Raw genomic sequence first — 25511 nt, 5'->3', positions numbered from 1 at the left:
ATAGAAGTATATGAAGGAATTTTAAGTGTGTTTGAATTGACACGTTTACGACCTATCTACTTCTGCTTTTAGCGCAATAGAAGTGTATGAAGGAATTTTAAGTGTGTTTGAATTGACACGTTTACGACAACTTTCTTCAAAAAAATCTCCTGGAGCCACGTTATGGGTATTGACTAACCAAACCCAATGCATTCCTTGCCTTGCAGGAGGAATAGTAACTGTTAAAACAACGTGAGAGGCATTGAAAGCAACATAGAGATCAGGGCCTTCATGTGGAATATTAAGTGAAAAAGCAATGAATTTATTGTCATTTTCCCAATCGGGGTTGAAAGGCACTTGCCCATGCCAAGTGACATCCGTTTCTTCTAAAAATGTATCACGTTTAAGGAGAGGATAATTTTTTCTAAACGTGATTAATGATTTAAAAAATCGGAAAACACTTTGTTTCTCCAGAAGTTTATCCCATAAAAACCAATTCAATTTATTGTCTTGACACCAGGTGTTATTATTTCCATCTCTTGTATGCGCGTATTCATCACCCATTAATATCATGGGGATTCCTTGCGAAACCAATAAGGCTAATAAGAAATTACGAATTTGTCTTTCTCGTAAAGCGACAATTTTTTTATTATTAGAATGCCCCTCTATTCCACAGTTCCAGCTATCATTGTGATCAAATCCGTCTCTATTCTCTTCGCCATTATCTAAATTGTGCTTGTCATTGTATGTTACTAAATCTGCCAGGCTAAATCCATCATGAGCTGTGATGAAATTAATGCTACAACAAGGAGTTCCTCGCCAACCATAAAGATCTTGTGATCCGCTTAATGCTGTCGCAAAAGCTGTTTTATGGCCTGAAGTTCCTTTAATAAAACGCCTCACGATATCTCGATAATGACCGTTCCACTCTGCCCAACGTTGGCCGGGATAAAATCCACCGACTTGGTATAAGCCACCTGCGTCCCAGGCTTCAGCGATCAATTTGGTTTGTGATAAAATGGGATCGTGTGAAATTGCTTCGATGAGTGGGGATGGATTGAGTGGCGTGCCATTTTCAGACCGGCATAAGATGGAAGCTAAATCAAAACGAAATCCATCCACTCGCATTTCTGTCACCCAGTAGCGAAGCGATTGGATAATAAATTCTTTGACGATCGGATGATTGGCATTAAAAGTATTTCCACAACCTGAAAAGTTTAAATAATTTCCTTGTTCATCGATCATATAATAAGCATGTTTATCTAACCCTCGAAAGGATTGGATGGGTCCCATTTGATTTCCTTCAAATGTATGGTTATAAACTACATCTAAAATGACTTCAATTCCATGACGGTGAAGTTCTTTAACCATTGTTTTAAATTCAACTAACGTTTTGTTTTCTTGGATTTCACTTGCATACCTATTCATCGGAGAAAAAAAATTTACTGTAGAATATCCAAAGTAATTCACTAATTTTTGCTGAGTTTTTGGATTAATTTGTAAGGCTTCTGATTCGTTAAATTCGTAAATAGGCATTAATTCAACAGCATTTATTCCTAACTCTTTAAGATAAGGGATTTTCTCAATCACTCCCAAATAAGTTCCTGGGTGGGAGACTTGACTCGACTGATCCTGTGTTAGCCCCCGTATATGCATTTCATAAATAATTAAATCTTTTGAAGGAAGTTTAGGAGATGGTATGCCTTCCCAATCAAAAGTTGTTAACGGAATAATTCTACCAAGAGGGGAGTACGGTTTCGCATTTCCCCAATCAGGAGAGCTATAAATAGATTTTGCGTAAGGGTCTATTAATAAATAATTTGAGTTTTCTACAGGTACTCTAAAAGCATACAATGTGTAAGGAGGAAGCGATTCAATTGCTATATGCCAAACGTTTCCTGTTTTATTTAATGAAGGCTCCAATTCTATTTCTTTAAAAGGATTTAAAGGATCATTTTCGTTGAATAAACAGAGAGAAATTTTCTCAATATTTTTAGCATAAAGAGCAAAATTAACCTTTCCTTCTTGTATATTTGCACCAAAAGGAAAGGGGGATCCAGGTGTTATTTGTATATTCATCTGAGTTTTGGGGGGAAAGAATTAAAATATTTATTGACTATCCTTTTCATACAGGATCAAAAAATTTATTCCAACAGATTAAAGATGATGAATTTAAGCTAAATTATAAAAATTGTTAAAATTAATAATTAATAAATTAAGTTTGTGCTTATCTTGTTTGTTTATATTATTGATTTTTAAATATTTAAAAATATTTAATTTAATTTTCTAAATTTTAAATTATAAAAGAATTTGATTCAAATTTTTATTTATTTATATAATTACAGAAAGAATGATTAATATTGATTTGCTTGGTGTGCACAGTTGAGTAAAATAAAAATAAAAATAACAAAATTTGGATTATTTTTTATTTACTTTTAAAGTACAGTCAAGCATCTTAAGATTATTCATTCAGACTCTTTATCCGGATTTCCGTTATAAAGCGCCAACCTAGAAGAAGAATAGGTAAAGCATTGCTTTTGTCATTAAATATTCATCAAAAATCTAGCAATAGATGACGTGATGATTGTTTAACCTGATAAACATTGTTGTAAATGGTTGTGAATTTAATATAATAAAGAGTCAAAATAGTAAGTTAAAATTAGATAACCCGTAGAAAAAATCGGTGTGTTATCTAACCTGAGGAGGTTATTATGTCGTTTGAAAATGCAAAAGAAAATCTTAAAGAATTCGGGAAAGAACTTGGCTTAGAGGGATTAGAATTTGATGAAAATAATACGTGTATTTTGGGAATCGATGATGAGTTTTCGCTACACTTAACTTATGAGCCAAATTCTAAACGTCTATACCTTTACTCCCCTCTTCTTGATGGTCTCCCAAGAGATGAAAAAACGAAATTAAGGCTATATGAGCGTTTATTAGAAGGTTCTATGCTAGGTGGTCAAATGGCTGGTGGTGGAGTTGGAGTAGCAGTAAAAGAAGAACTCATTCTTATGCACTGCACATTGGATATGGAACATGCAGTTTCTTCTGCATTAAGAGCTTTTGCTCCCCTTTATGTTGAAACAGTCGAAAAATGGCGCAAAATTTGTAGCGAAGTTTCTGAAGGTCGTGATGAGGGTGCAAATGCTTCCAAATCCCTCCCTCCACAAATTACAGGTGGCGGAAAACAAGGTCAAGGATTTATCAAGATTTAATCCTAAAAAGGGGTACTTACTCCAAATGACATGAAACCTCGAGGAGTTGCTATTAACTATTTAGTTAAAAGCAGCTCTTTTTTTTAGAAGGGTTTACTTTAAATTTATTCCTAAGAATTTTTCTTTCCAACACCCTTTGATACTTGACCGCAGTGCGGTTAGTAAACTTAGATTATTCTCTATTTCCTCATTTTATTCCTATTTTCTCATTTAAAGTTTTGAGTTTTTAAATACTCAAAATTAAGATTTGTGATATCTTTATTATCTCAAGGACGAAGTCTATTATTTGAACATATAAATAATGAGGGAATGAGATATGTTTATTGTAAATATTGCCGGTCGTTTAGGTAAAGATCCTGAAGCACGTTTTACGCCCAGTGGACAAAAAGTGACTGCTTTTACCATTGCAACCAATCATAGAAAGGGAAAAGAGGACATTACTATCTGGGTGCGTGTTACTGTTTGGGGGGATCGTTTAGATAAAATCATTTCTTATTTGAAAAAAGGAAGTGCTGTTATTGTTGTTGGTAAAATGAATCCTCCTTCTAGCTATACAGATAAAGAAGGGCGCACACAAATTAGCTTAGAAGTGACAGCTGATATGATTGAGTTTAGTCCTTTTGGAAATCCTGATCGTGCTGAACAAGGTAATGTTGCTACGCAAGGCTCTGAGCAAATGCCTTATGATCAAAACGCTTATAATCGCCCACAACCTAATTATGGATCTTACTCAGCTACAGGGCAAGGGCATAGTCAACACACGACTATTGATGATGATGCTTTACCTTTTTAAAAGGTTTTTGCAAACATTGCGAATGATGACAAAAAAATTTGTATCATTCGCATATAATCTATAAATAAAATTCATCTTACTGATTTTCTCATTAATAAAAATAAATTTTAAAGTTGAGCTAGTTTGTTTTTTAAGATCATTTTGCAGGCAGATTGTTAAGAAATGATGCAGGAAAATTCACCTTATAAACGGTTCGAGTTTGCAAATTTACTTTTGGTATGCGATATAGATTTTTCTTTAACCTTTGGAGTATTTCATGGAATTTGCCTTAACTTTACACATTGAAAAAAGAAAAAAAGCTGATGTTTTAGTACTTCCTTTTTGGAAAGGCACATCTCAGCCAGAAGCAGCGATTGCTTTGCATCCTTTAAAATTATCATTAGATTCTGTGTTTAACACAGGAGATTTTAAGGGAAAGGAAGGGGAGACCTTATTTTTATATGTAGAAGGATTAGTAGAAATGCGAGTGGCTTTGCTCGGTCTTGGTGAGAAAAATAAAGTATCAACCGAAGCTTTAAGAAAAAGCTATGGGTGTCTAGCAAAAGCTTGTTTGGGAAAGAAGTTAAAAACGCTTAATATTTTAATGCCTGAGTTTAATAAAACAGAAGAGGATGCATTTATTAAAGCAATAACAGAAGGTCTTTTATTACCTAACTACGTTTACGATCGACTGAAAAGTAAGCAAGAAGAGGATGATGAAGTGACTTTATTACAGAAAATTAACTTTATCAGTTCGAATAAACACGTTTTAGCTCTTGCTGAAGAAGTTGCTGCAATTTGTGATGGTGTTTATTATACGAGAGATTTAATCAATGGGAATGCGGATGAAATTACTCCTCAATACTTGGCCAAATGTGCCCAGGGTTTATCCCAAGAGTATCCCCAAATTAAGACCACCGTGTTTGATAAGAAACGATTGGAAAAAGAGCAAATGGGCCTTCTCCTTGCTGTTAATCGGGGATCAAATTTAGATCCAACTTTGATTATTATGGAGTATAAAGGAAATCCTAAATCAAAAGATCATACCGTAATTATTGGAAAAGGAGTTACTTATGATACTGGTGGGCTTAATATTAAGCCAACGGGAGGAATAGAAACCATGAAATGCGATATGTCGGGCGGTGCTGCTTGTTTTGGGACTATGCTAGCTGCCTGTCATTTAGATTTAAAGGTGAATTTAACAGCCATTATTCCAGCAACAGAAAATAGCGTGGATGCTGCGAGTTTTAAACCTGGTGATGTTTATCGAAGCTATTTAGGTAAAACTGTTGAAATGACCAATTCAGATGCGGAAGGACGTTTAATATTAGCTGACGCCTTAGCTTATGCGAGCCAAAATTTGAAGCCTTCTCGTTTAATTGATATCGCTACATTAACAGGTGCTATTGAAATTTCGCTAGGTTCAGAAGCTTCGGGATTGATGAGTACAGATGACCAGTTAGCGAAAAGTTTGATTCAGGCAGGAGAAAATACACATGAGCGTCTCTGGCGTATGCCTCTTTATGAAGGATATCAAGAAAAACTTAAATCAGATATTGCCGATCTTAAAAGTTGGAATGGCCGTTCAGGAAGTTCCTGCGTAGCAGCAATGTTTCTCAAAAATTTTGTTGGAAAAGATATTCCTTGGGCACACTTGGATATTGCAGGAACAGCTTATGTGACAGAACCTAAAAAATACATGCCGAAATATGCATCTGGAGTTGGTGTGAGATTACTTGTGGAGTTTTTAAAGCAGCTTTCAATGGTAAAAAATTAATTTTTATGATGAGCGGAGATTTCTTCTTTCGTAACAAAATTCCTGTTGCGATTTTAGGGGCCACAGGTTGTGTAGGGCAAAAGTTCGTGCAACTTTTAAGCAAACATCCGTGGTTTGAAATTTTTGCTCTATGTGCTTCTGAAAAATCAGCTGGGAAAACTTATCAAGAAGCTGTTCATTGGACTTTGCCTACTCCAATTCCAGACGAAGTCAAACAAATGCAGGTGCTTACTTGCGAAACTTCTTTAGATTGTCAGCTAGTTTTTTCTGCTCTAGACTCATCGATTGCCGGATTTATTGAAACCCGCTTTGCTGAAGCTGGCCATCTTGTCATTTCTAATTCTCGCAATCATCGAATGGAAGCGAATGTGCCTCTAGTGATTGGAGAAGTCAACCCAGAGCATCTAGAGCTAGCCAAATCCCAACCTTTTCAACGAGGCATGATCATTACCAACCCTAATTGCTCCGTTATTGGAATGGTTATGGCTTTAAAACCTTTGATGCCTTTGGGGATAGACGCTGTTCATGTTGTCACCATGCAAGCAATTTCTGGGGCTGGATATCCTGGTGTGGCAAGTTTGGATATCAATGATAATATTATTCCTTTTATTAAGGGGGAGGAAGGCAAGCTTGAAAGCGAACCTTTAAAAATTTTAGGGGATTTACAGGGCACTACTCTCCAGCCTGCTTCGATTAAAATTAGTGCTCAATGTAATCGTGTACCTATCATAGATGGGCATGTTGCATGCTTATCTATCAAATTAAATGGCTCTGCATCTCCTGAAACTATCATTCAAGCGTGGCGTGAATTTTCTGGTGAGCCACAAAAATTTCAGTTGCCTTCAGCTCCCTTACATCCCATTTATTATTTTGATGATCCTTTTTATCCTCAACCCAGATTTCATCGACTTTTAGATAAAGAAATGGCTGTTTCTATTGGTCGTTTACGTCCTTGTTCTCTAATGGATTATAAATTTACTCTGCTTTCTCACAATATGACTCGAGGAGCAGCAGGATCGGCTCTACTCAATGCCGAGCTTCTTGTTAAAAAAGGCTGGGTTTACTGGTCTTAAATCATAATCATTTTATTTTCAAATACATATAAATTTCTTTTTTACGTTGCTTTTGTTGGCACACGCTTTGCATTGCTATATCCAAGTCCTTGAATTTCTTTTAAAACCTAAGTTTTAGACATCGCATAAGGAGGTGCCAGATGGCTAAAAGAAAACTAGGTTGAAAAGATTACTTAAAAGGTAAGTGGAAAACAGGAGTCAGAAAAATTTAAGAAAGAGGAATTAGAAAGCTAATTAATTTTTTTATCTGACTCTCCTTCAACAATCGTCCATCAGTAAGATGAGCTCATTCAGGAGGTGTATGATGGTTGTCAAAAATTTTGTTCAGGCATCGACAGAAAATAAACAGATCACAAAACTTACTTCCAAAAATGAAATAGGTATAGAAGCGACTATTGAAGAACAAGTGAATGAAGTTTTGGAAATAAAAGGACAAGATGCTTCAAAAAATCTTTCTAGATCCCATCGCATTCAAACAGCTGAAGGATGGAAAAGAGAGCAACTTCGCCGACGATTAGAAAAGCGAAAGGTCTGAGGTTGAAAGTTTTTCTCTAATGAGCTATCCTTACTCTTCTTAATTTGTTAACAGATCAGCTATTGTAAATTTATAGATAGCGTAGAGTAAGGATCTCTCATTTATTGTGAAATACGATAATAGCCGTGCTTTTGAAAAACATTTAGAAGGAGCGGCTCCCCACCATTTTAGTCGGCTATACTTTATTTTAAGCAAAGATCCTGTTGAGCAGCAGGAAGCCGTTGAACATACTCTTCATGCCTTACACCCCTCTCCAAATGTTTTAGAAGAATCAATTGAGATAATAGATGGAACGCAAACTACGTTAGATATGTTGTTTTCAGAGCTCTACTCGCATAATTTATTTGCAGATAAACGCCTTTTTTGGATTCAAAACGCAGATAAGTTAAAGAAAAATCTTATTGAGGCTTTAGAAAAATATTTTCCCCAAATTCCTTCCTCACAATATTTAATTTTGAGTGCTCCTAGCTGGAATAAGCAAACTAGTTTTTATAAGGCTGCGGAAAAAGAAGGGATTATTTTAGAATTAACGGAACCAAAACCCTGGGAAAAAGAGAAGAAATTAATCGAATGGGCGTCTAAACAATTATCAGCTAAACGAAAAATTATCCCTTATCAGGTCTGCCAGCTTTTGGTTAAACAAACAGGCTTAGATTCCTCTCTCCTCATACAAGAAATAGAAAAATTGCTTTGCTATATTGGAGATCGAAATGAAATTACTCAGCAAGATATCATTAAAATTTGCAATTATCAACCTTCCGATACTATTTGGCAGTTAGGAGAAGCTCTTTTTAAACGGGATGGTTTGGCAGCGATTTTGATTGCACAATCGCTTTTGACAGAGGGACAATCACTTTTACCTTTACTTCGACAAATTCGCTCTCAGTTTCAAACGCAATTTCATATTTGCGTTATGTTAGCTAATGGGAAAGCTGCCCAGGAAATCTCTCACGAATTTCCTTATTTAAAAGGAAATCTTTTAGATCGAACCATTCAGCAAGCCCAAAGATATGGATTGGATTCACTGAGACAAGGAATTTTATTTATTGATAATACCGAAATGCGTGTAAAAAATTCGCATGCTGATGAAAAATTATTGATGGAACTATTAATGATTCAATTAACCCGCACAATTTAGTGATATTTATGAGTGATAAACCTGCTTTACTTCTATTACCTAACCTTTTAGGTGATCATCGTCATGCTGAAGTTTTTTTACCAGCTAGTGTTTCGAAAGCCGTTCAATCCATTGATGGCTTAATTGCTGAAAGCGAAACAGAGGGAAGACGTTATTTAAAACGATTTGCAACCAAAAAACCAGCAGTTGAAATTCCGATTGCTTTGTTTAATGAACATACTCCCGATGAACATATAGACTTTTTTTTAGAACCAATTTTAAAAGGGGAACGATGGGGATTAGTTTCTGATGCAGGACTTCCTTGTATTGCAGATCCTGGTTCAAAATTGGTGCATCGTGCCCGCCAACAAGGAATACACATTCAAACTTTTGTAGGGCCTTCTTCTTTATTAATGGCGCTTATGCTATCTGGGTTACCAGGTCAAAAGTTTTTCTTTCATGGTTACTTAGACAAAGAACCTACTAACAGGCAAATTCAGTTAAAAAACCTTGTTCACAGAGCACAACAAGATCAGGCAACTCAGATTTTTATGGAAGCCCCTTATCGAAATGCCCACACACTAGAATCGACTTTAAAATCCTTGCCTGATCAGGCTTGGTTATGTATTGCCTGGGATTTAACTATGCCTACACAAGGAGTCATTTGCCAAACGATTGAAAGTTGGAAAAAAAGCACTCTTCCTAATCTAGAAAAAAAACCAGCAATTTTTCTTGTGCATGTTTAATCTATTTTTGGTTTTTTAATAAACTGATTAATCGACTATAGGTAGATTTAAGAGAAAAAGAAAAGTTACGATTTTTAAAACTTTTTAGTGTCAATCATAGCATGCCTTATTTATTCAATATGGCTGTGCTTTTTGTTACCCATGATTTTTTAAAATCTTGATTTTTTTCTCTTTTTTCTTTATGGAAAATACTTATGAAAACCAATATTGATCTATGTACAAATGCTACCATTTAATAACCCTTGTTACATTTTTTTAAGTATTCATTCAAAAATCTTGTCAACAAAGTAAAGCTATTATTCTTCATGCATTTTTTTAGAAAATTTTTCTAAATAATAATTTTGAAGTTCGCTGTCCTGTGAAAATTTGAGAGAGCCTCCAACTTTGTCAGCAATTTTTTCTTTGAATAATTTTGTTGTGAGGTAAGTAAAAGTAATCTCTTCTTCATTTTCTCCAATCAATTTAAATTGTCGAGGAGGGACTTTCTCAGAATCCTCGTCTATAAAATTGGCTGTTTCATAATAAAAATAAGCTCCGCGATCTGTATCAAGCCATTCGCAACGTTGCTCAGAATAATTTCTAGTTTTATAGGAAAAAAACTTAGGTTGAATGGCAACAGGATTATAGGCTTTTCCAAGATCGGAAGACTCTACATAATAGACAGCATCAAATATTTTATTCATAAAGCACCATTCCTTATTTATTTCCACATCTCACTGGTAAAATATTTCCCCACAACAAATAATTCCTCAATACTTTTACTCTTATAACCTTTTATGTAATGTTTTCCTTTTTCTTCTATAATAAGATTTTTATCTTTTAAGTCATCAATAAGCATTTGTTTTTTATTTTCGCTTGAAAAAAGTATTTTATGAAGTTTATCAGGTGGGAGCCGATCCCGAATCATCACTTCATTTTTTATACTATTTTCGTCTAATGATTTTGTAAATTCGATGAGGTTATTTCGTTTACCATAGTGTTCTATAGACTTACTTCCATAGCGATCTTGATTATAGGCATAAGCTCCAGTATTAATAACTGAAAGATCATAAAGTAACTGATATTCTCCGTAATGTGGATAGCGTTGGATAAGACTGCTAGGCCTCTCTTCATAACTTCCAGTCGATTCTATCAATTCTTCCCGAAGTGTATTTACCATTTTTTGATTAATTAACCGACTAAAAACAAAACCTGCTCCTCCATGTCTATGATCTTGTCCAGCACTTGTTCCATCAAAGTTATGGCCTTTCTCAAATCTTTCCTGAGAACATAAAGAACCTTGGGTCAGCACAGATACTAAAACTTCTGGATCACCTGTAAAACCAGCCATTAAGCCAATTGCTCCTTCGTGACGCATTAAATCTGCTAAATTAGATACGCTCCATACAGAAGCATTGGGAGCAATTTCTACTTTTTTCATCCTTCCTTCACCTGATAAATAATCTTTAAAAACTTCCTTCATATCTGGTTGTCGGTCAATTATCATTTGTTTAAGGCTTTCGATAGAAATTTCGTATGTGTCTTGCAAATTCTCTAATGGATAGGCTTCTTGAGGATAAAATGTACGAAAGAGCAACATAATCTTTTTTCTTTCTTCTTCTTCCAAACTTTCAACTCCAAAAATAGGCCCTAATCCCATCACGGTGGAAATTTCGCTCATTTGTTCTAACCCTGAAGAGGTGTTTTTATTAACTTCAATTACGATACGATCACGCATAGAGTGAAATTCATTATCTGCAGCAACGCGAATCACTCCAATATCTTTGAATTCAATTTCTATTGCTTTTCCTAGCCTCATCCCTTGACTGATGTCACTGCTGTAGACATCGCTTATTTTTTTAAAATATCCATTATCCACATCGCGTATCGTTAACTGGCTTTTCAAATGTTCTGGCAAGTTTTTAATAAATTCTTCTTTGTTTTCGCGAATAGCTTTTATCGTGCTGAGTAGTTTTTCCTTAGCAAAATGACTGATATGGAAATTAGCCACTAATTTTTCTTTTCCATCCAAATTACGTTTTCTAATGGATAACATTCCACGCTTTAATATACCTGAATCTAAATGATCAAATTTAGCCCCATCATCCGGAGTAATATTAGCGTTTTTTACATAGTCATCAACTTTGGATTCTAATTCATAAAGAGGATGGGTATGGGGGATTGTTATTTCGTTTGCAATTTTTGCGCGAATTTCAAAAGCTTGGCTATAATTTTTCTTTTTTTCGTATAATTCCGCAGCTTTTTCCCAGCATTGATGCGCTCTAGTGAGAAGCTCTAGCTGTGTGGGATTTTTTTGATATAATTCAACTAAAGATTGACCCACCTCTAGGAAAGATTCAGGAAGAACGTTCTCTTTTTGCCATAACTTATCAAAAAGGACATAGCTATTGCTGAGTTCATTTTTTGGTTCGGTTGTATGCAATGAAGAAGGCATGTGGCTTTGAAGAATTTGTAGAGATAATTGATAACTTTCTTGTGCATTTTGAATGAGTAACCTGCTAGAATCTAATGCTGTGAAAATATCTTGAGAATTCGCAGTATTCCAAACTTTTTTAGATAACTCGTCATCTTTAGAAATTATTTTAATTTTTTCGATATCTTCTTTAAGTTTTGCCATGCTATGGTCTAACTTTGTTAATGCATCATGCATGATAACAAATTCTTTACTGTTTTTTGATGTTTTAAGTTGTTCGTAAATCTTGTCGAGTTGAATTTTATTTTGAATCACATGCTCGCAGTTAGTCTGATAGCTACGAGGAACATCTGAAAAACTAGAATCGTTTTTTATCATGGTTGTTTGCCTCTTTTATTTCTTATTCAGAAATGCAAGTTGCATGCCATTTTGTAAAATTTGCTGATACTAGAATAAGCAGGGATTTTTTCTTTTACATTTTTAACTTAAAAATCGATTGAATTGAAGCTAGTGAAAATGATTTAGACGCTCTTTATTGAGTTCTGAATTGGTAAATTGTGCTTAAGTAAAACAGCAAATTTTCATAAATCCTAAATCAATTCAGAAGCCACTGTGTCATAAAAAAGAACACCTTTTTTTGTTAAGCTTAAAATTTGATTCGATTGGGTGAGAAAACCATCCAAAATGAATTGTTCTATTGTTTCTAACGTTTCTTGTGATAGTTTCCCGTGCCTTTGCTCGAAATCTGCGATAGAAATTCCTTGGCAGAGCCGAATTTGAATGACAAACAATTCCTTTAAATGGGCAATGGGATCTAATTGCTCATTAAAATCAATCGGGGATTGATTAAGAGTTAATGATTGATGATATTTTTTTAAGTTAGCGACATTGCGAAAACGTTTTCCTTCCCAATAACTAAATGCAGAGGGACCAAATCCTATGAAGGGGCGTGCTAACCAGTAGCCTGTATTGTGTTTAGAATAGAATCCTGGCTTTGCAAAAGCGGAGATTTCATATTGTTCTAATCCAAAACTAGTTAAGTGCTCGATGGCAGCATTATACATGGCTAAACTGGTCTCTTCATCGGGTAATAGGGGACGTACAAAATTTTGTTTTTTAAAAAAGACTGTAAAAGGTTCGATTGTGAGATTGTATAAAGAAAGATGAGATAGAGGAAGGGTACCAATCTCTTGTAAAGTCATTTCCCAATGTTTGAGGGACTGACGCGGTAAATCGTACATGAGGTCGATAGAAAGATTGGTGATGCCTGCTTCATATGTTTCTAAAACGGATCGTTTTGCTAAGGAAGGACTATGCAAGCGGCCTAATAGATGAAGAAGTTCTTGATCTAGAGTTTGAATGCCGATGCTGACTCGATTAATTCCCGCCTGAGCGTAAGCTCGCATAAGGGAGAAATAACCATTTTCAGGATTTACCTCCAAAGTAATTTCAGTTGTTGAGTAGTCAAAGGGGAGATCTTGATGTATCGTTTCTAGTACAGCCTGAATGCGATCTGGGCTGAATAAGGAAGGAGTTCCCCCACCAAAATAAATAGAGATAATACATTTATTTATTAAGAGAGGAAGCATACGCTTCCACTCTAATTTTAAAGCAATCAGTAATTGATTTTTTAAAGGCTCTTGATCAGGAAGGACATAAAAGTGGCAGTAATTACACTTTTTTGTACAAAAAGGGATATGAAAATAAAGACTGATTTCCGATGAAGTGGGGTTACCAATCGTTAGCATCTGGGTCTACGATTCCTCCACGCCGCCATCGATTGCGATCACTGAAATAGGATTCGTCATCTTCATCATCCTCTTCCTCATTTTCGCCATCTTCATCATCTTCCCTTGCGCCAATTGTATTTTCAACTTCAATGGCATCTGTTTCCATATCGAAGCCAGTTTCATTTCCACCCATCGTTTCCCCAATGTCAATATCTGGGATTGTAGGCATATCATTGTAACCGGCTCGACCAGGGATTCGCTTGGGAGTGATATATTCTTCCGCTTCTCCACTTTCTTTAAGAAATTGCAGCCTTTCTTTTTCTTCTTCGATTTTTGTCCTAACAGCTAAAATTTCTTCTTTGTGTTTATCTACATCTTTTTTGGGAACTAGTCCAAGTTTTAACCATTGTTCGAGATCATTAAGCTCTGTCTCGAGTTTTTTTAATCTTTCACTTTTGATATGTTTCATGATACTTCCATTAATTAAAATCTGTCCACGTTTCCACATTGTTTAAAGAGATAGCCATTAATCTCAAAAAAACCAATTTATGCAGATAACGAAATGACGTGGAACGGAAATAGTAGGGTTTTTGGCAACTTTTTTCAATCTTTTTAAATAAATAATGAAGGAATTAAAAGAAAGGCTTCTCTTTTTAAAAAAAAATTCCAGGAGAAACTAGAGAGGAAAAAAATCAAGGCTTATCCTCCTTTTTATTTGAATGAATTGATCTAATTTTGAGAATGGATAGTGAAATTAAGAAAAGAATTTCACTTAGCAAGAAACTGTAGTAATATTTCTCTCCTCCAGAACCAAATCCATAGCTATGAAGTCCTGTCCCTAAAATGTAGTTGACTCCATACCAAGTAAAGCTAATCGCTAAAAATCCAATGACAGCCCCAAACGCTAGACCAAACTCTCTAATCTGATGAAAACGATAGGCATGAATACAGATGAGATATAAACAAATCGAAATAAATGCCCAAGATTCTTTGGGATCCCAGTCCCAAAAGCGGCCCCAACTCTCAGCTGCCCAAACACCTCCTAAAATTGTACCTGTAATTAAAAAAGCTGTTCCCACATATAAAGTTTGTAAAATTAACTGTGCTAAAGTGCGCATGGTTGAAGTTTTGGAAGAATGCATCAAAGCTAAACAGAGATAAAAATGGCCTAATACAGAACCTAAAATAAAGATACCGTAACTTCCTACAACAATTAAAACATGAATAAGAAGCCAAAACTGTGAGTCTAAAACAGCTTGTACTTGGTCTAAACTTTGATTGAGATCGGTAACTTCAAGGATAACTAATAAAACAAATGAGGAAAGTGAAGCGCTAAATAAAACAAACGTATTTCGTCGTAAAAAAGCTAAAGTAAGGCTAAAGAGAGTTGCCACCCAAGGAATGTAAATGACTGTTTCAAACATATTTGTCACGGGAGGGCGATTTAGAATATAGCAACGACATAGTAGTAAGCCAGTATGAAGCATAAAAGTAACAATTAAAAGCATAAGAATGCTTTGTTTTACTTTTGGATTTAAAATATTTTTAAAGCACATCAAAAAAATAGCTGAAAAACCGTACAAAACAATGAGCAGTTTGATCCAGGGGAATTGATAATACGCATATTCAGCATAAAGTTGATTCAATGTCGGATAATAGAGCGCCTTACCCGCAGCTTCCTGATAAGGGTGTCCCGCAATTGTTGCATACGCTTTTTTTAAAGAAAAGCCAAGATAATGGTATGTTTTTTTTTGATCATTGAGATTTTCATGGCTGACAGCTTTTTCCCATGCAAAATAGGCATCGCGAATTCTCTCAAAGTTTTCGTTAGAATAAAGAGTAAAATTACCAATAGGTTTTAAGCAGTTGGTTCGTTTGTCAAAAATTTTAATTTTAAAAGCTTTTAAAGAGATCCAGTCTCCCTCTCCATATTTTCCTGGAAGGGCTTTAAATAGCGTTCCTGCTTGTTTTAAACGTTCAACCAATGGAAATTCTTGTTCTAAAGTAGCTTCAATTTGTTGAGGGGATAACTCTTGTACTTGCAAAGACTTTAATCGTTCTTGAAATAGCTGTTCTTGTGGGTTTTCTTGCTCAATCAAACTAAATTGTTTGAGCTTCTGAACTAGTTGAGAAAACTCTGCCCCTTCTTTATTTGTCAGATTTAAAGAGAGAGTAGGAGTAAGAGAGTTCAGTTCTTGATAATTAAATCGATTACTTAAGATATCTAAATTCGCTAGTTGTTTAATTTCTGCTGAAGAAATCCAAAAAAGAGGGGTACATATAAACGATTGATGTCCTAAGCGATCTAACCGCCAAAGAAAAGGTAATGCGGAAGAACAAGGAGTGCGAAAAGTTTTTAGATCTTCATTTTTAATCGATTGCGAATGATAAAAATCGTATAACCATAGCCTGGCGTAAACATCAGCAGGCCGAAAACGCCCTTTATAAAGGACTGGAAAATCTTCTATTTCCCCTTTAAGATCTCCATATAGGCTTATTCCACTCATTAGAATTAGCCACAATAAGCTTATTTTTAGTGAGTTAGGAAAATTTTGAAAAAAAATTATAAATTTATTTTTAATAATCGAAATATACAAACTTATCCTTATCATATGGCTAATTTTTGATTAAAGACTTGATAAAGCTCGTGGAGAAAAATAAAAATTTATTTCTGTTTAAATTTTTGGATTCTAGTTAGAAAAAGAGCTTCGAAAATAATTTTTAAATATATTTAAACAAGTATTGCTGAAATAGCAATAAAAAGTGAATATTTAAAGAGCTTAAGAAAGCTAATTCTCTTTAGGTACATTAAAAAAATAACAAGTATTAATTTTTATTTAATGAGAAAGGGTTTGCCATGAAAGATCGTGAAATCGTCTATGAGGTAGATAATCAAATATTCAAAGGATATTTTGTTAATTTTTCTGAAACAAAACAAAAAAAACCGGCTATTTTAATTGCACATACATGGATGGGAAGAAATGCGTTTGTGTGCGAAAAAGCTCAAGAATTAGCTAAATTAGGGTATATCGGTTTTGCAGTGGATTTATATGGTGAGGGAAGAGTAGCGCAAAATGGGGAAGAAGCTGGCGCATTGATGAAGCCTCTTTTCATGGATCGGCAACTTCTGCAAAAGCGTATTTTTGGTGCTATGCAGGCTTTAGTTCAACAACCGGAAGTTGATGCAGGAAAGGTTGGCGCAATTGGATTTTGTTTTGGAGGGTTGACAGTGATAGAACTATTACGTAGTGGGGCTGATGTGAAGGGTGTTGTCAGTTTTCATGGTATATTAGGAAGTCAAAAAGAGGGGAATAATGTGAAAACCGCTTCGATTGCAAAATCTATAAAAGGTTCCTTATTAGTGTTGCATGGATACCACGATCCCTATGTACCTGTAGATAATGTACTCCATTTGCAAAAGGAAATGACCGATGCCAATGTAGACTGGCAATTTAATACTTATGGAAATGCTGGGCATTCTTTCACAAATCCTGAAGAGAACGATAAAAAAGGTGGAAAGTTTTATGAGCCTAAAACGTGTGATCGAGCTTGGCTTGCCATGAAAAATTTTTTTGAGGAAATCTTTTAATCCCTTTTCCGGTAAGGTTTCAGCCAAAATAGAAGAACTGTCCCTATGGTCACGATTAATCCACCTGGATAAGTTAAAAGATATTTAGCTGGATCTTGATTGACAATGATTTGCACATGATTAGCCGTTTGTGGAGAAGCTGTTGTCATTCCCGCCAAGTAAAAGCGAAATCCGTCCCAGGTTTCATAAACCTTATTCATGCTCAAGGTTAAGGCCTTTTCTTCTTGATTATTATTAGTAATTAAAACATCCCCCTCATAACTATAAGTTTGTTGCGTATGAGGATAATTAATTTGCCTTGCTTGTCGAAGCCTTAAGCGATAAGGAAGCGAAATTTGTTGAGGTTGAAAACGAATAAGGTACTGTCCATTTAAAATGGGCCATTTCAATCCAGTTGCTGACTCATCGTAGGCGAGGGAAACAATTTGTTTTTTTTCATTTTCTATAGCCTCTAAGAAAAGAGCTGGGCGATTATTCTCTTTTTTTTGCAGGGGTTCTTTTGTTTGATGATAGTAAGTCAAAGGTGTCTCTAATAAAATTTTTTCTTTCGCTGTAGGATGCATCGCGTGTAAACGTTCATAATTTTCTTCACCAACTTCTCCTCTTTGAATTAAAGTATGATAATCAATGTCATAGGCTTTAAAATAAGCCGAGAGTAGCTGGGCTTGATAGAGCACACTTTTTTCTTCAATGAGGGGAGGGGGTAAATAAGAGGAAGCAGAAAAAATTTGTTGGGTAAGATGAGTTAATAAAATTTCCTTTTTGCTTTCTTTTGTTACTAAAGTTTTCAAACCAGGCCATGATTTTTCATGCAGAATAACAAGCAAATCTTGATCAGCTTGTAAAGTTTTTTGAAGATCTTCAAAAAAAAGACACGTCCATTGACATCCATGATAATCCTCTTTTGGAATTAATTCCCAATTTAAATGAGAAAGGGACTCCTGTAAAGTGGGAGACGCTAGAGATAAAGAGGAAAAAAGAGGGGTGTGGCTGTCATTCCAGACATGCAAAAATTCCACAAAGGCATTAACAAAGTTATGCCCAGACCGTTGGCAAGCTTGTTGAAATAATTTTAAAGGAGGAATAAGCGTGTTTGTTGAAGAAAAAACTTGTTGAAGTTGATTCTGTAAAAAATATTCATCAGCTTTTTCTTTGTCTAGGCGACTTGCCGGGAAAGAAGGAAATGGAATTTCTGCTTGAACAACATAACCTCCATGCCCTTGTGCATAAGCAATCAAGTTATAAAATTGATTTTGTTTAAACGATTCTTCATGAACTCTCCCATATTTATCAAATGCAAATAAATAGGTATTTTTTTGCCGATCTTCTACGATGAGAAGGGCAGGGGTTGGGCGAATCAAATCAACATTGAAAGGAGCGGAAAGAGTCCATGAGTTTTTATATTGCATATAAAGTGAATGATTGCCTTGAAGCGCAATTTGAATGGATTGTTCTATATCGGAAGGTGTTTTCCAAGATAAATTAAGCGTTGGAGGCGCCAATCCTTGAATGGAAGAAAAGTTCAAATTCAAATCAAAGTGAATCTTTCTTTGTTCAAATAAAATTCCTTTTTCTAAAGCAAGTTGCAAAGGAATCTCTAATTCAATGTCTGGTTGGGTTTTGGAAGTGAGTCGAACTGTTAAATTTTCCAAATAAAAATTCTTTAAACTTTCTTTTAAATGATCTGTTCGTAAAGCTAAGGCTAGCCAAGCAGAAGTAGAGGTTGATAAAGGAAGGAGAATCCCTTTGGGAAAAGGAATGTCTGTCTGCCAGCTTTGAATAGGAAAAGGAGGAATACCTGAAAAATAAGCTTTTTCTCCTTTAATCCAGGTTTCCCATTGTTCATTGACATGAGGAGCATGTCCTAAAATTTTTAATTTTAAAGTGGGAAATTGCTCGAATTGATGGAGATGGGGTCCTTCTTCTAAAGCCACTTTGCGAATCTCTTGACGAGATGTTTCAAAAGGAGGATTTAATTGTTCTACTTTCAGTGCGAAAGTATGGGGAATCAAAAGCGTTTGGCTTCCACTTCCTTCTGTTAAACTTAGATTTCCTTGTATTCCCATTTGTTGTTTAATTATTGTTCCTCCAATGACCATCAATAATCCAAGATGCGTAATGAGAAAAGGAATATGCTTTTTTTGAAAAGGCCATCGGCGAAGAGCAGAAATAAGGATATTGACAAACATCAAACCCAGTAAACTTAAAAAGAAAGGGCTATGATAAGTCCATTCAGCGGCGAAGAGGTGAGAATTAGTATAAGTTTCTAAAATTGTACCGGCAATCACAATTAAGGCGAGAGCACTAATCAAAAAAATCGCCAGATAGACGCCGCCTAAAAAATGAAAACAACGTCTAGTCCAATTGTTCATGGGGAAGGAAGTTCTTCAATAAGTTCAAAACTATTAGCAAACTGAAAAAAAGCTTTACGTTGTTTATTAATCAAAGAAGCCGGGCCAACAATTTTTATGGTATAATCTGCTCTCATCAAGCGGTATTTTAATTGATCTTTTCGATTATTTAATTGCCTGTCATATTCAGGAGATAAATGCATACTCCAAGCCAACATTTTTTGCAATTGCCCTTGATAAGTTCCTTCTGCTTCTAAGCAAAGTCCAATAAATCCTCCATGTGATTGGGTTGTCACATTGACAGACAAAAGGTCTAAATCTTCAAATTGTTTTTTCCAGCGTTCAATTTGGGCCAGGGGAGGAATTCTTAATTGTCGTTCATTAATAGGAAATGTATGAATTGTGATACGTGCTTGATCATTGCCTTCTTTAGCATAAAACTCGCAAATAGACAAAGTCGTATCGATTAAGGAGTCTTTTAAAGAAGGGTCTTGACGTATCCAAGATTGAGGAATAAGCGCTCTATAAAGAAGAATTCTTTCTTGGCCTTTCATCTCTTCACAGGCACAAAACGTTTGCCAAAAGTAAGAAGGAGGTAAATGCGAAGTTGATCGAGAACAACTACAAAAGAAAATTAAAAAAAATAAAATCCAAGCGCGTGGTTGAAAAAAGTTAGCCATTGTTTTTAATCGTTATATTTAGGACTCAGAGTTTATTCTTTCAAAATATTTATCACTAAGCTAAATCTTTAAATAATCAGAGATATTTCAAAAAACTGATCAGATTGGGCGAATACAAGGATTTAGATAGGGGATGATGAATGGATGGCCATCCAATCGTTGAAGGGGAGCTTGCAAATATAGAGCTGCTTGAAAATTTATATCAAGATTACCAAAAAAAATATGACAGCTTAGATCCTTCTTGGCATCGTTATTTTCAGGAATTAGAAACAGCTTCTTCTTTCACAACTACTAATAAACAATCCTCTTCTTCCAATCATGTGGATCATGTAATTGATGTATTGCGCCGGGATGGTCACTTAATATCTTCAGTAAATCCCATATCATTAAATCCTTCTTCATTTACATTTTCTCTAACAGAATATCTAAAGCCATGTGTTGATACACAAGCTATTATTCAAACTTCCAAGTTTGAATATTTACGTAAGATTTATTGCGACCGCATCGGATTCGAGTATAAACATCTTAATGATAAAAAAATGGAAGTATGGATACAAGACTTTATAGAACAGCAATTTTTTAAGCAAACTTTGACCAAAGAGCAAAAACAACATGTTTTAGCATGTTTAAGTCGATCCGAACTTTTTGAAACTTTTTTACACACTAAATATATTGGGCAAAAACGGTTTTCTTTGGAAGGGGCAGAGACCTTAATTCCTATGCTAGATCTGTTGATCGAAGCAGGAGCTGAACAAGGAGTTCAAGAGTTTTTAGTTGGAATGGCCCATCGAGGACGATTAAACGTTTTGGCGAATATTCTTAACAAATCTTTAGATACTATTTTTTCCGAATTTGGGGAAGAATACATTCCGACTTCTTTAGAAGGAATGGGAGATGTGAAATATCACAAAGGATATACTGGGGAAAAAATTAAAACCCGATTGGGTAAATCAATCAAGATTTCTTTAAGTCCAAATCCTAGCCATTTAGAGTCTGTCAATGCAGTTGTTGAAGGAAAAACACGAGCTAAACAATTTTTAGCTGGTGGTGAAAAAGCCCGGAAGAAAATTATTCCCATTTTAATCCATGGAGATGCTGCCGTATCTGGGCAAGGTGTCGTTTATGAGACTCTACAGCTCTCCCAGTTAAAAGGCTATGAAACGGGTGGAACCATTCATTTTGTGATTAATAACCAGATTGGATTTACCACTATCCCACGCGATTTGCGTTCAACAAGATATTGTACAGATATTGCCCGCGCATTCGGCTTGCCTATTTTTCATGTAAATGCCGAGGATCCCGATAGCTGCGTTCAGGTAACTTTGCTAGCTTTAGAAATTCGGCAACGATTTCATTGTGACGTTTTCATTGATTTGAATGGATATCGAAAATATGGGCATAATGAAGGAGATGAACCTGCTTATACCCAGCCTCTAGAATGTCGTTTAATCAAAGGTAAACAATCGATTCGGAAAATGTATTACGATCAACTGTTAGTTCAGGGAATTTTGGATCCTCAAATGATGGATCAGCTGGAAGCAGCTTATAAAGCAGGATTGCGGGAAGTACATGAAAAAATAAATCAGCCACAGGCAATTTCTTCTGTCGTTAAACAGCCCTTCTCAATTCCTCAAAGTTTTTTTCAATCTGTTGAAACTGGCGTTAACTTGGAAAAACTCATATCATTGGCAGAGCGTTTTAGTCAAATTCCTCAAGGATTTACCCTTCACCCTAAAGTTGACTATTTGGTAAAAGAAAGACTTCGTCAAGTGAAAGAAAATAAACTTATTGACTGGGGACTTGCTGAGCATCTAGCTTATGCCTCTCTCTTAGAAGAAGGAGTATCAATACGCATATCTGGCCAAGATTGTTGTCGTGGCACTTTCAGTCATCGCCATGCGATTTGGGTCGATCAACATACAGAAAAGGATTATTATCCACTTGCTCATCTAAAACAAGGACAAGGTAAGTTTGAGATCGTTAATTCACCTCTCTCGGAAATGGCCGTCTTGGGCTTCGAATATGGATATAGTGTCGTTTGTGTAAAAGGTCTAAATGTATGGGAAGCTCAATTTGGTGACTTTAATAATGGAGCACAAATAATTATTGATCAATTTATTGCAAGTGCTGAACAAAAATGGGGACAAAAGTCAGGATTAATTCTCTTTCTTCCTCATGGACTTGAAGGGCAAGGGCCTGAGCATTCTTCAGGGCGACTTGAGCGATTTTTAACTCTTGCAGGACATGACAATCTTCAAATCGTTAATACCACAACTCCCGCTCAGTTCTTTCACTTACTCCGTAGACAGGTGAAACATCAATTTGAAAAACCTTTGATTGTATTTACCCCTAAAGGTCTCCTTCGCTATCCGAAATGTGTCAGTGCATTGCATGAATTCACACAAGGTACATTTCGAGAAATTATTGATGATGTTTTTGCCAATCCATCAGAAATTAAACGTCTAGTTTTATGTTCGGGAAGAATTTATTATGATTTATTAGCTGAAAGAGAGAAATTGAATCAAAAAGAGATAGGTTTTATCCGCATTGAGCAATTGTATCCTTTGCATATGGAAGAGCTAAAAAAATTAATTTTTCAATATCCTCATATTCAAGAGGTTGTTTGGGCTCAAGAAGAACCTCAAAATATGGGGGCATGGAGCTTTATGTTTCCTTATCTTAACGAGTTAATTTCATCTTCTATTCAGCTAAGTTACGTAGGTCGGGAGCGAAGCGCCACTCCAGCAACCGGATCTTATTGCCTTCACAATCAGGAACATGCAAACATTTTAAAACAGGTCTTCAAAACATGAGAACTGACATTAAAGTCCCCTCTATGGGCGAGTCGATTACAGAAGTAATGATTGGTCAAATTTTAGTGACTAATGAAACTTTCGTTAAAACTGACGCCGAAATTTTAGAGCTAGAAACCGATAAGGTTAATCAAGTGTTATTTGCCCCAAAAACGGGAGTAATCACCTTATCTGTACAAACTGGAGATCGCGTTAAAATTGGAGCTTTGATTGGATTTATTGAGGAAGAGTCTCAAATAGAAAAGAATGTCCCTCAAAAAGAGGACAAAGAAATTTCTGCTGAAATTCTTGAACAAAAAGATAGTATAACATCTAGCAAACCTTCTTTTGAAACTGTAGAAAAGGATGCGTTGGGAACTTTGCGGCTAACGAAAGAATCTTATCTTTCTGATTTACAGATAGAAGAGCTTTCACCCTCGCAAATAGCTCAAGATTTGGAGCAAACTGCAAAAACTTTTGAACGTCAAGAAACAAGGCAACCATTGTCTAAAATTCGACAAGTGATTGCAAATCGTTTAATAGAAGCTCAGCAAACTATGGCGATGTTGACAACGTTTAATGAAGTAGATTTGTCAGAAATCATTTCTCTAAGAGAAAAGCATCAAGAGATTTTTATAAAAAAATATGGAATAAAATTAGGCTTTATGTCTTTTTTTGTAAAAGCTGTTGTCTCTGCTTTAAAAGCTTTTCCCACAGTCAATTCCTACCTCGATCAACAGGACATTGTAGAAAGACATTACTACGATATAGGAATTGCAGTTGGAACAGAGCGAGGAACATTTGTGCCTGTGGTCAGACAATGTGATCAACAAAGCTTTGCTCAAATTGAATTAGCGATTGATCTTTTTGCTAAAAAAGCAAGAGATGGAAAAATTGCTATGGATGATCTTCAAGGAGGTGGTTTTACGATTACGAATGGAGGTGTATATGGCTCTCTTCTTTCCACTCCCATTTTAAATCCACCTCAGTGCGCAATTTTAGGCATGCATAAGATTGAAAAAAGGCCGGTTGTCATGGAAGATCAAATTGTGATTCGGCCGATGATGTATCTTGCTTTAAGCTATGATCATCGTTTGATTGATGGAAAAGAGTCTGTCGCATTTTTAGTTCATATTAAAAATGCTTTAGAAGATCCTTCTCGCTTATTGTTAAATCTTTAAAATGTAAGGAAATCACAAATATGGTTGAACACTATGATTTAGCAGTTGTTGGAGCTGGGCCAGGTGGGTATGTGGCAGCTATTCGAGCCGCTCAAATGGGTTTAAAAACGATTTGTATTGATAAACGAGAAACGCTAGGAGGGACGTGTTTAAATGTGGGATGCATTCCCTCTAAAACTCTTCTCCATTCTACAGATCTTTACTCAACATTGAAACAACATGGACTCGAACAAGCCATTGAAGTATCTGATTTAAAAGTCAATTTTACAAAATTGATGGAACGTAAAAGAAATGTTGTCAAAGGATTGATTGAAGGGATTGCTTTACTTTTTAAAAAAAATGGGGTGATTTATTTAAAAGGAGAAGCGCAATTTTTGGATGCTCATACGCTTCAAGTGAAAAATGGAACTCATATAGATGAAATTAAAGCTAATTATATTTTATTGGCAACAGGATCGGAGTCTACTTCATTACCTCATTTGCCTTTTGACGAAAAAAATATTGTTTCTTCAACAGGGGCTTTAAATCTCGCTACTGTCCCTCCACGCTTACTCGTCATTGGAGGTGGAGTGATTGGGGTAGAACTCGCTTCTGTCTACAATCGTCTGGGGTCTTCAGTGACAATTATTGAAATGTCAGATCGTCTTTGTCCTGCCATGGACATCGCATTATCCAAATACCTATTCCAAATTCTCAAAAAGCAGGGGATTGAAATTAAGTTGTCGACGAAAATGATGACAGCTGTTTTGCAACCTAATGAAACGATTTTAACCATTGAACAAAACGAACAATTGCAAAATATTAGCGGGGAAGTGGTATTAGTTGCTGTTGGTCGAAGACCCTATACCCAAGGATTAGCTTTAGATAAAGTTGGAATTCAAATAGATAAAAAAGGATTTATTCCCGTTGATGGATTTTTTCGTACATCTCAACCACATATCTTTGCGATTGGAGACCTTATTGAAGGTGTAATGCTTGCTCATCGAGCTTCTCAAGAAGGAATCACTGTTGTGGAATGGCTAAAAGGGGAAAGGCAAAGTATCAATTATCTAGCTATTCCAAATGTAGTCTATACGAATCCAGAAGTTGCTTCTGTGGGACTGACAGAGCAAGAAGCTAGCGAATCAGGACTCACTCTTTTAACAGGAACAACCTATTTTAGAGGCAATTCTCGGGCTCGTTGCACGGATGAAATAGAAGGATTTGTGAAATTGATTGGCGAAAAAAAATCGGGCCGTCTATTGGGAATGCATATCATAGGGGCTCATGCATCTGAGCTCATCGCAGTAGGAACTCTTGCCATTCAAAAGCAAATCAATTTAAAAGATTTAGCCGAAACCGTGCAAGCTCATCCGACCCTCAGTGAAACTATCAAAGAGGCTGCTCTGCAGGCTCTGGGAAAAGCCGTTCATGGGTAATATTTGAAAATTATTAAACCCTGTCTGTTGAAAAGTTAATAATCTGGGATGACGGACTTTGAAAATTAAGGTTTTTTTAAGAAGTTTTATAGTTGTATAAAAAAACAGCCAAGGTGTTCCACCTTGGCATTAGTTATTACTAA

The 25511-nt window shown here is 35.6% G+C and carries 19 protein-coding genes; 11 read left to right on the top strand and 8 right to left on the bottom strand.

The genetic code is table 11. The features are described 5' to 3' along the window. Nucleotides 1-45: 45 nt before the first annotated feature. A complete protein-coding gene (locus PC_RS05340; protein ID WP_011175656.1) occupies nucleotides 46-2058 on the bottom strand; it encodes a glycogen debranching protein in 2013 nt (670 codons plus the stop codon). Nucleotides 2059-2690: 632 nt separating this feature from the next. Here PC_RS05340 and PC_RS05335 point away from each other — a divergent pair. The 7 genes from PC_RS05335 (at nucleotide 2691) to PC_RS05305 (ending at nucleotide 9214) form a co-directional block, all read left to right on the top strand. After that, complete coding sequence (locus tag PC_RS05335; RefSeq protein WP_011175655.1) at nucleotides 2691-3194, top strand: CesT family type III secretion system chaperone; 504 nt, start codon at nucleotides 2691-2693, stop codon at nucleotides 3192-3194. A gap of 316 nt (nucleotides 3195-3510) precedes the next feature. Beyond that, nucleotides 3511-3987, top strand: coding sequence for a single-stranded DNA-binding protein (locus PC_RS05330; RefSeq protein ID WP_011175654.1), 477 nt, complete (start codon nucleotides 3511-3513; stop codon nucleotides 3985-3987). A 256-nt stretch (nucleotides 3988-4243) separates the two neighbouring features. After that, complete coding sequence (locus PC_RS05325) at nucleotides 4244-5743, top strand: leucyl aminopeptidase (protein ID WP_011175653.1); 1500 nt, start codon at nucleotides 4244-4246, stop codon at nucleotides 5741-5743. A gap of 5 nt (nucleotides 5744-5748) precedes the next feature. Continuing rightward, a complete protein-coding gene (gene asd, locus PC_RS05320) occupies nucleotides 5749-6816 on the top strand; it encodes an aspartate-semialdehyde dehydrogenase (RefSeq protein WP_011175652.1) in 1068 nt (355 codons plus the stop codon). A gap of 301 nt (nucleotides 6817-7117) precedes the next feature. Beyond that, nucleotides 7118-7351 carry a hypothetical protein gene (locus tag PC_RS05315; protein ID WP_181679066.1) on the top strand — a complete coding sequence of 78 codons (234 nt, stop codon included), beginning with the start codon at nucleotides 7118-7120 and terminating at the stop codon, nucleotides 7349-7351. Between the two features lie 106 nt (nucleotides 7352-7457). Next, nucleotides 7458-8489 carry a DNA polymerase III subunit delta gene (gene holA, locus PC_RS05310; protein WP_011175650.1) on the top strand — a complete coding sequence of 344 codons (1032 nt, stop codon included), beginning with the start codon at nucleotides 7458-7460 and terminating at the stop codon, nucleotides 8487-8489. An 8-nt stretch (nucleotides 8490-8497) separates the two neighbouring features. After that, entirely contained in the window at nucleotides 8498-9214 is a 717-nt protein-coding gene (locus PC_RS05305) for an SAM-dependent methyltransferase (RefSeq protein ID WP_044045009.1), read from the top strand. A 296-nt stretch (nucleotides 9215-9510) separates the two neighbouring features. Here PC_RS05305 and PC_RS05300 read toward each other — a convergent pair whose 3' ends face one another. From PC_RS05300 to PC_RS09940, 5 genes are all read right to left on the bottom strand, one after another. Beyond that, nucleotides 9511-9897: a hypothetical protein gene (locus PC_RS05300; protein WP_011175648.1), complete on the bottom strand. Its 387-nt coding sequence runs from the start codon at nucleotides 9895-9897 to the stop codon at nucleotides 9511-9513. Between the two features lie 17 nt (nucleotides 9898-9914). Beyond that, the gene (locus tag PC_RS05295) at nucleotides 9915-12005 is read right to left on the bottom strand and encodes a hypothetical protein (RefSeq protein WP_011175647.1); all 2091 of its coding nucleotides are present in this window, start codon (nucleotides 12003-12005) and stop codon (nucleotides 9915-9917) included. A gap of 212 nt (nucleotides 12006-12217) precedes the next feature. After that, nucleotides 12218-13375: a radical SAM family heme chaperone HemW gene (hemW, locus tag PC_RS05290; protein WP_011175646.1), complete on the bottom strand. Its 1158-nt coding sequence runs from the start codon at nucleotides 13373-13375 to the stop codon at nucleotides 12218-12220. Beyond that, nucleotides 13359-13817, bottom strand: a complete 459-nt coding sequence (locus PC_RS05285; protein ID WP_039359086.1) for a hypothetical protein — start codon at nucleotides 13815-13817, stop codon at nucleotides 13359-13361. The genes hemW and PC_RS05285 overlap by 17 nt, the downstream gene beginning before the upstream one ends. A 232-nt stretch (nucleotides 13818-14049) precedes the next feature. Further along, nucleotides 14050-15864 (bottom strand): cytochrome c biogenesis protein, encoded by a 1815-nt coding sequence (locus PC_RS09940; protein ID WP_181679065.1) that lies wholly within the window; start codon nucleotides 15862-15864, stop codon nucleotides 14050-14052. 350 nt (nucleotides 15865-16214) lie between these two features. Between PC_RS09940 and PC_RS05275 the strand changes: the two genes are divergently transcribed. Then, nucleotides 16215-16946 carry a dienelactone hydrolase family protein gene (locus tag PC_RS05275; RefSeq protein ID WP_011175643.1) on the top strand — a complete coding sequence of 244 codons (732 nt, stop codon included), beginning with the start codon at nucleotides 16215-16217 and terminating at the stop codon, nucleotides 16944-16946. Here the strand turns inward: PC_RS05275 and PC_RS05270 are convergent. Both PC_RS05270 and PC_RS05265 read right to left on the bottom strand, forming a co-directional pair. After that, nucleotides 16943-19318 (bottom strand): hypothetical protein, encoded by a 2376-nt coding sequence (locus PC_RS05270; protein WP_011175642.1) that lies wholly within the window; start codon nucleotides 19316-19318, stop codon nucleotides 16943-16945. The genes PC_RS05275 and PC_RS05270 overlap by 4 nt on opposite strands. Then, nucleotides 19315-19977 (bottom strand): hypothetical protein, encoded by a 663-nt coding sequence (locus tag PC_RS05265; RefSeq protein ID WP_011175641.1) that lies wholly within the window; start codon nucleotides 19975-19977, stop codon nucleotides 19315-19317. Before PC_RS05265 ends, PC_RS05270 begins: the two co-directional genes overlap by 4 nt. A 140-nt stretch (nucleotides 19978-20117) precedes the next feature. Here PC_RS05265 and PC_RS05260 point away from each other — a divergent pair, with 140 nt between their 5' ends. The 3 genes from PC_RS05260 to lpdA are packed head-to-tail and all read left to right on the top strand — an operon-like array spanning nucleotide 20118 to nucleotide 25368. Then, a complete protein-coding gene (locus PC_RS05260; protein WP_011175640.1) occupies nucleotides 20118-22790 on the top strand; it encodes a 2-oxoglutarate dehydrogenase E1 component in 2673 nt (890 codons plus the stop codon). Next, entirely contained in the window at nucleotides 22787-23950 is a 1164-nt protein-coding gene (gene odhB, locus PC_RS05255; RefSeq protein WP_044045007.1) for a 2-oxoglutarate dehydrogenase complex dihydrolipoyllysine-residue succinyltransferase, read from the top strand. Before PC_RS05260 ends, odhB begins: the two co-directional genes overlap by 4 nt. A gap of 20 nt (nucleotides 23951-23970) precedes the next feature. Further along, nucleotides 23971-25368: a dihydrolipoyl dehydrogenase gene (gene lpdA / locus PC_RS05250; protein ID WP_011175638.1), complete on the top strand. Its 1398-nt coding sequence runs from the start codon at nucleotides 23971-23973 to the stop codon at nucleotides 25366-25368. Nucleotides 25369-25511 lie beyond the last annotated feature (143 nt).

The sequence above is a fragment of the Candidatus Protochlamydia amoebophila UWE25 genome (genome assembly GCF_000011565.2).
In the GTDB taxonomy this organism is placed as follows: domain Bacteria; phylum Chlamydiota; class Chlamydiia; order Chlamydiales; family Parachlamydiaceae; genus Protochlamydia; species Protochlamydia amoebophila.
The sequence above is the reverse complement of the archived record's forward strand: the minus strand, read 5'-3'. Positions and strand labels throughout refer to the sequence as shown.

Excerpts from the sequence above, each read along its gene's own strand:
- asd (WP_011175652.1), top strand. The coding sequence starts at position 5,749 with ATGATGAGCGGAGATTTCTTCTTTCGTAACAAAATTCCTGTTGCGATT.
- PC_RS05330 (WP_011175654.1), top strand. The coding sequence starts at position 3,511 with ATGTTTATTGTAAATATTGCCGGTCGTTTAGGTAAAGATCCTGAAGCA.
- PC_RS05335 (WP_011175655.1), top strand. The coding sequence starts at position 2,691 with ATGTCGTTTGAAAATGCAAAAGAAAATCTTAAAGAATTCGGGAAAGAA.
- PC_RS05325 (WP_011175653.1), top strand. The coding sequence starts at position 4,244 with ATGGAATTTGCCTTAACTTTACACATTGAAAAAAGAAAAAAAGCTGAT.
- lpdA (WP_011175638.1), top strand. The coding sequence starts at position 23,971 with ATGGTTGAACACTATGATTTAGCAGTTGTTGGAGCTGGGCCAGGTGGG.
- hemW (WP_011175646.1), bottom strand. The coding sequence starts at position 13,375 with ATGCTAACGATTGGTAACCCCACTTCATCGGAAATCAGTCTTTATTTT.
- PC_RS05265 (WP_011175641.1), bottom strand. The coding sequence starts at position 19,977 with ATGGCTAACTTTTTTCAACCACGCGCTTGGATTTTATTTTTTTTAATT.
- PC_RS05305 (WP_044045009.1), top strand. The coding sequence starts at position 8,498 with ATGAGTGATAAACCTGCTTTACTTCTATTACCTAACCTTTTAGGTGAT.
- PC_RS05300 (WP_011175648.1), bottom strand. The coding sequence starts at position 9,897 with ATGAATAAAATATTTGATGCTGTCTATTATGTAGAGTCTTCCGATCTT.
- PC_RS05275 (WP_011175643.1), top strand. The coding sequence starts at position 16,215 with ATGAAAGATCGTGAAATCGTCTATGAGGTAGATAATCAAATATTCAAA.
- PC_RS05295 (WP_011175647.1), bottom strand. The coding sequence starts at position 12,005 with ATGATAAAAAACGATTCTAGTTTTTCAGATGTTCCTCGTAGCTATCAG.
- PC_RS05340 (WP_011175656.1), bottom strand. The coding sequence starts at position 2,058 with ATGAATATACAAATAACACCTGGATCCCCCTTTCCTTTTGGTGCAAAT.
- PC_RS05270 (WP_011175642.1), bottom strand. The coding sequence starts at position 19,318 with ATGAACAATTGGACTAGACGTTGTTTTCATTTTTTAGGCGGCGTCTAT.
- PC_RS05315 (WP_181679066.1), top strand. The coding sequence starts at position 7,118 with ATGATGGTTGTCAAAAATTTTGTTCAGGCATCGACAGAAAATAAACAG.
- odhB (WP_044045007.1), top strand. The coding sequence starts at position 22,787 with ATGAGAACTGACATTAAAGTCCCCTCTATGGGCGAGTCGATTACAGAA.
- PC_RS09940 (WP_181679065.1), bottom strand. The coding sequence starts at position 15,864 with ATGAGTGGAATAAGCCTATATGGAGATCTTAAAGGGGAAATAGAAGAT.
- PC_RS05260 (WP_011175640.1), top strand. The coding sequence starts at position 20,118 with ATGGATGGCCATCCAATCGTTGAAGGGGAGCTTGCAAATATAGAGCTG.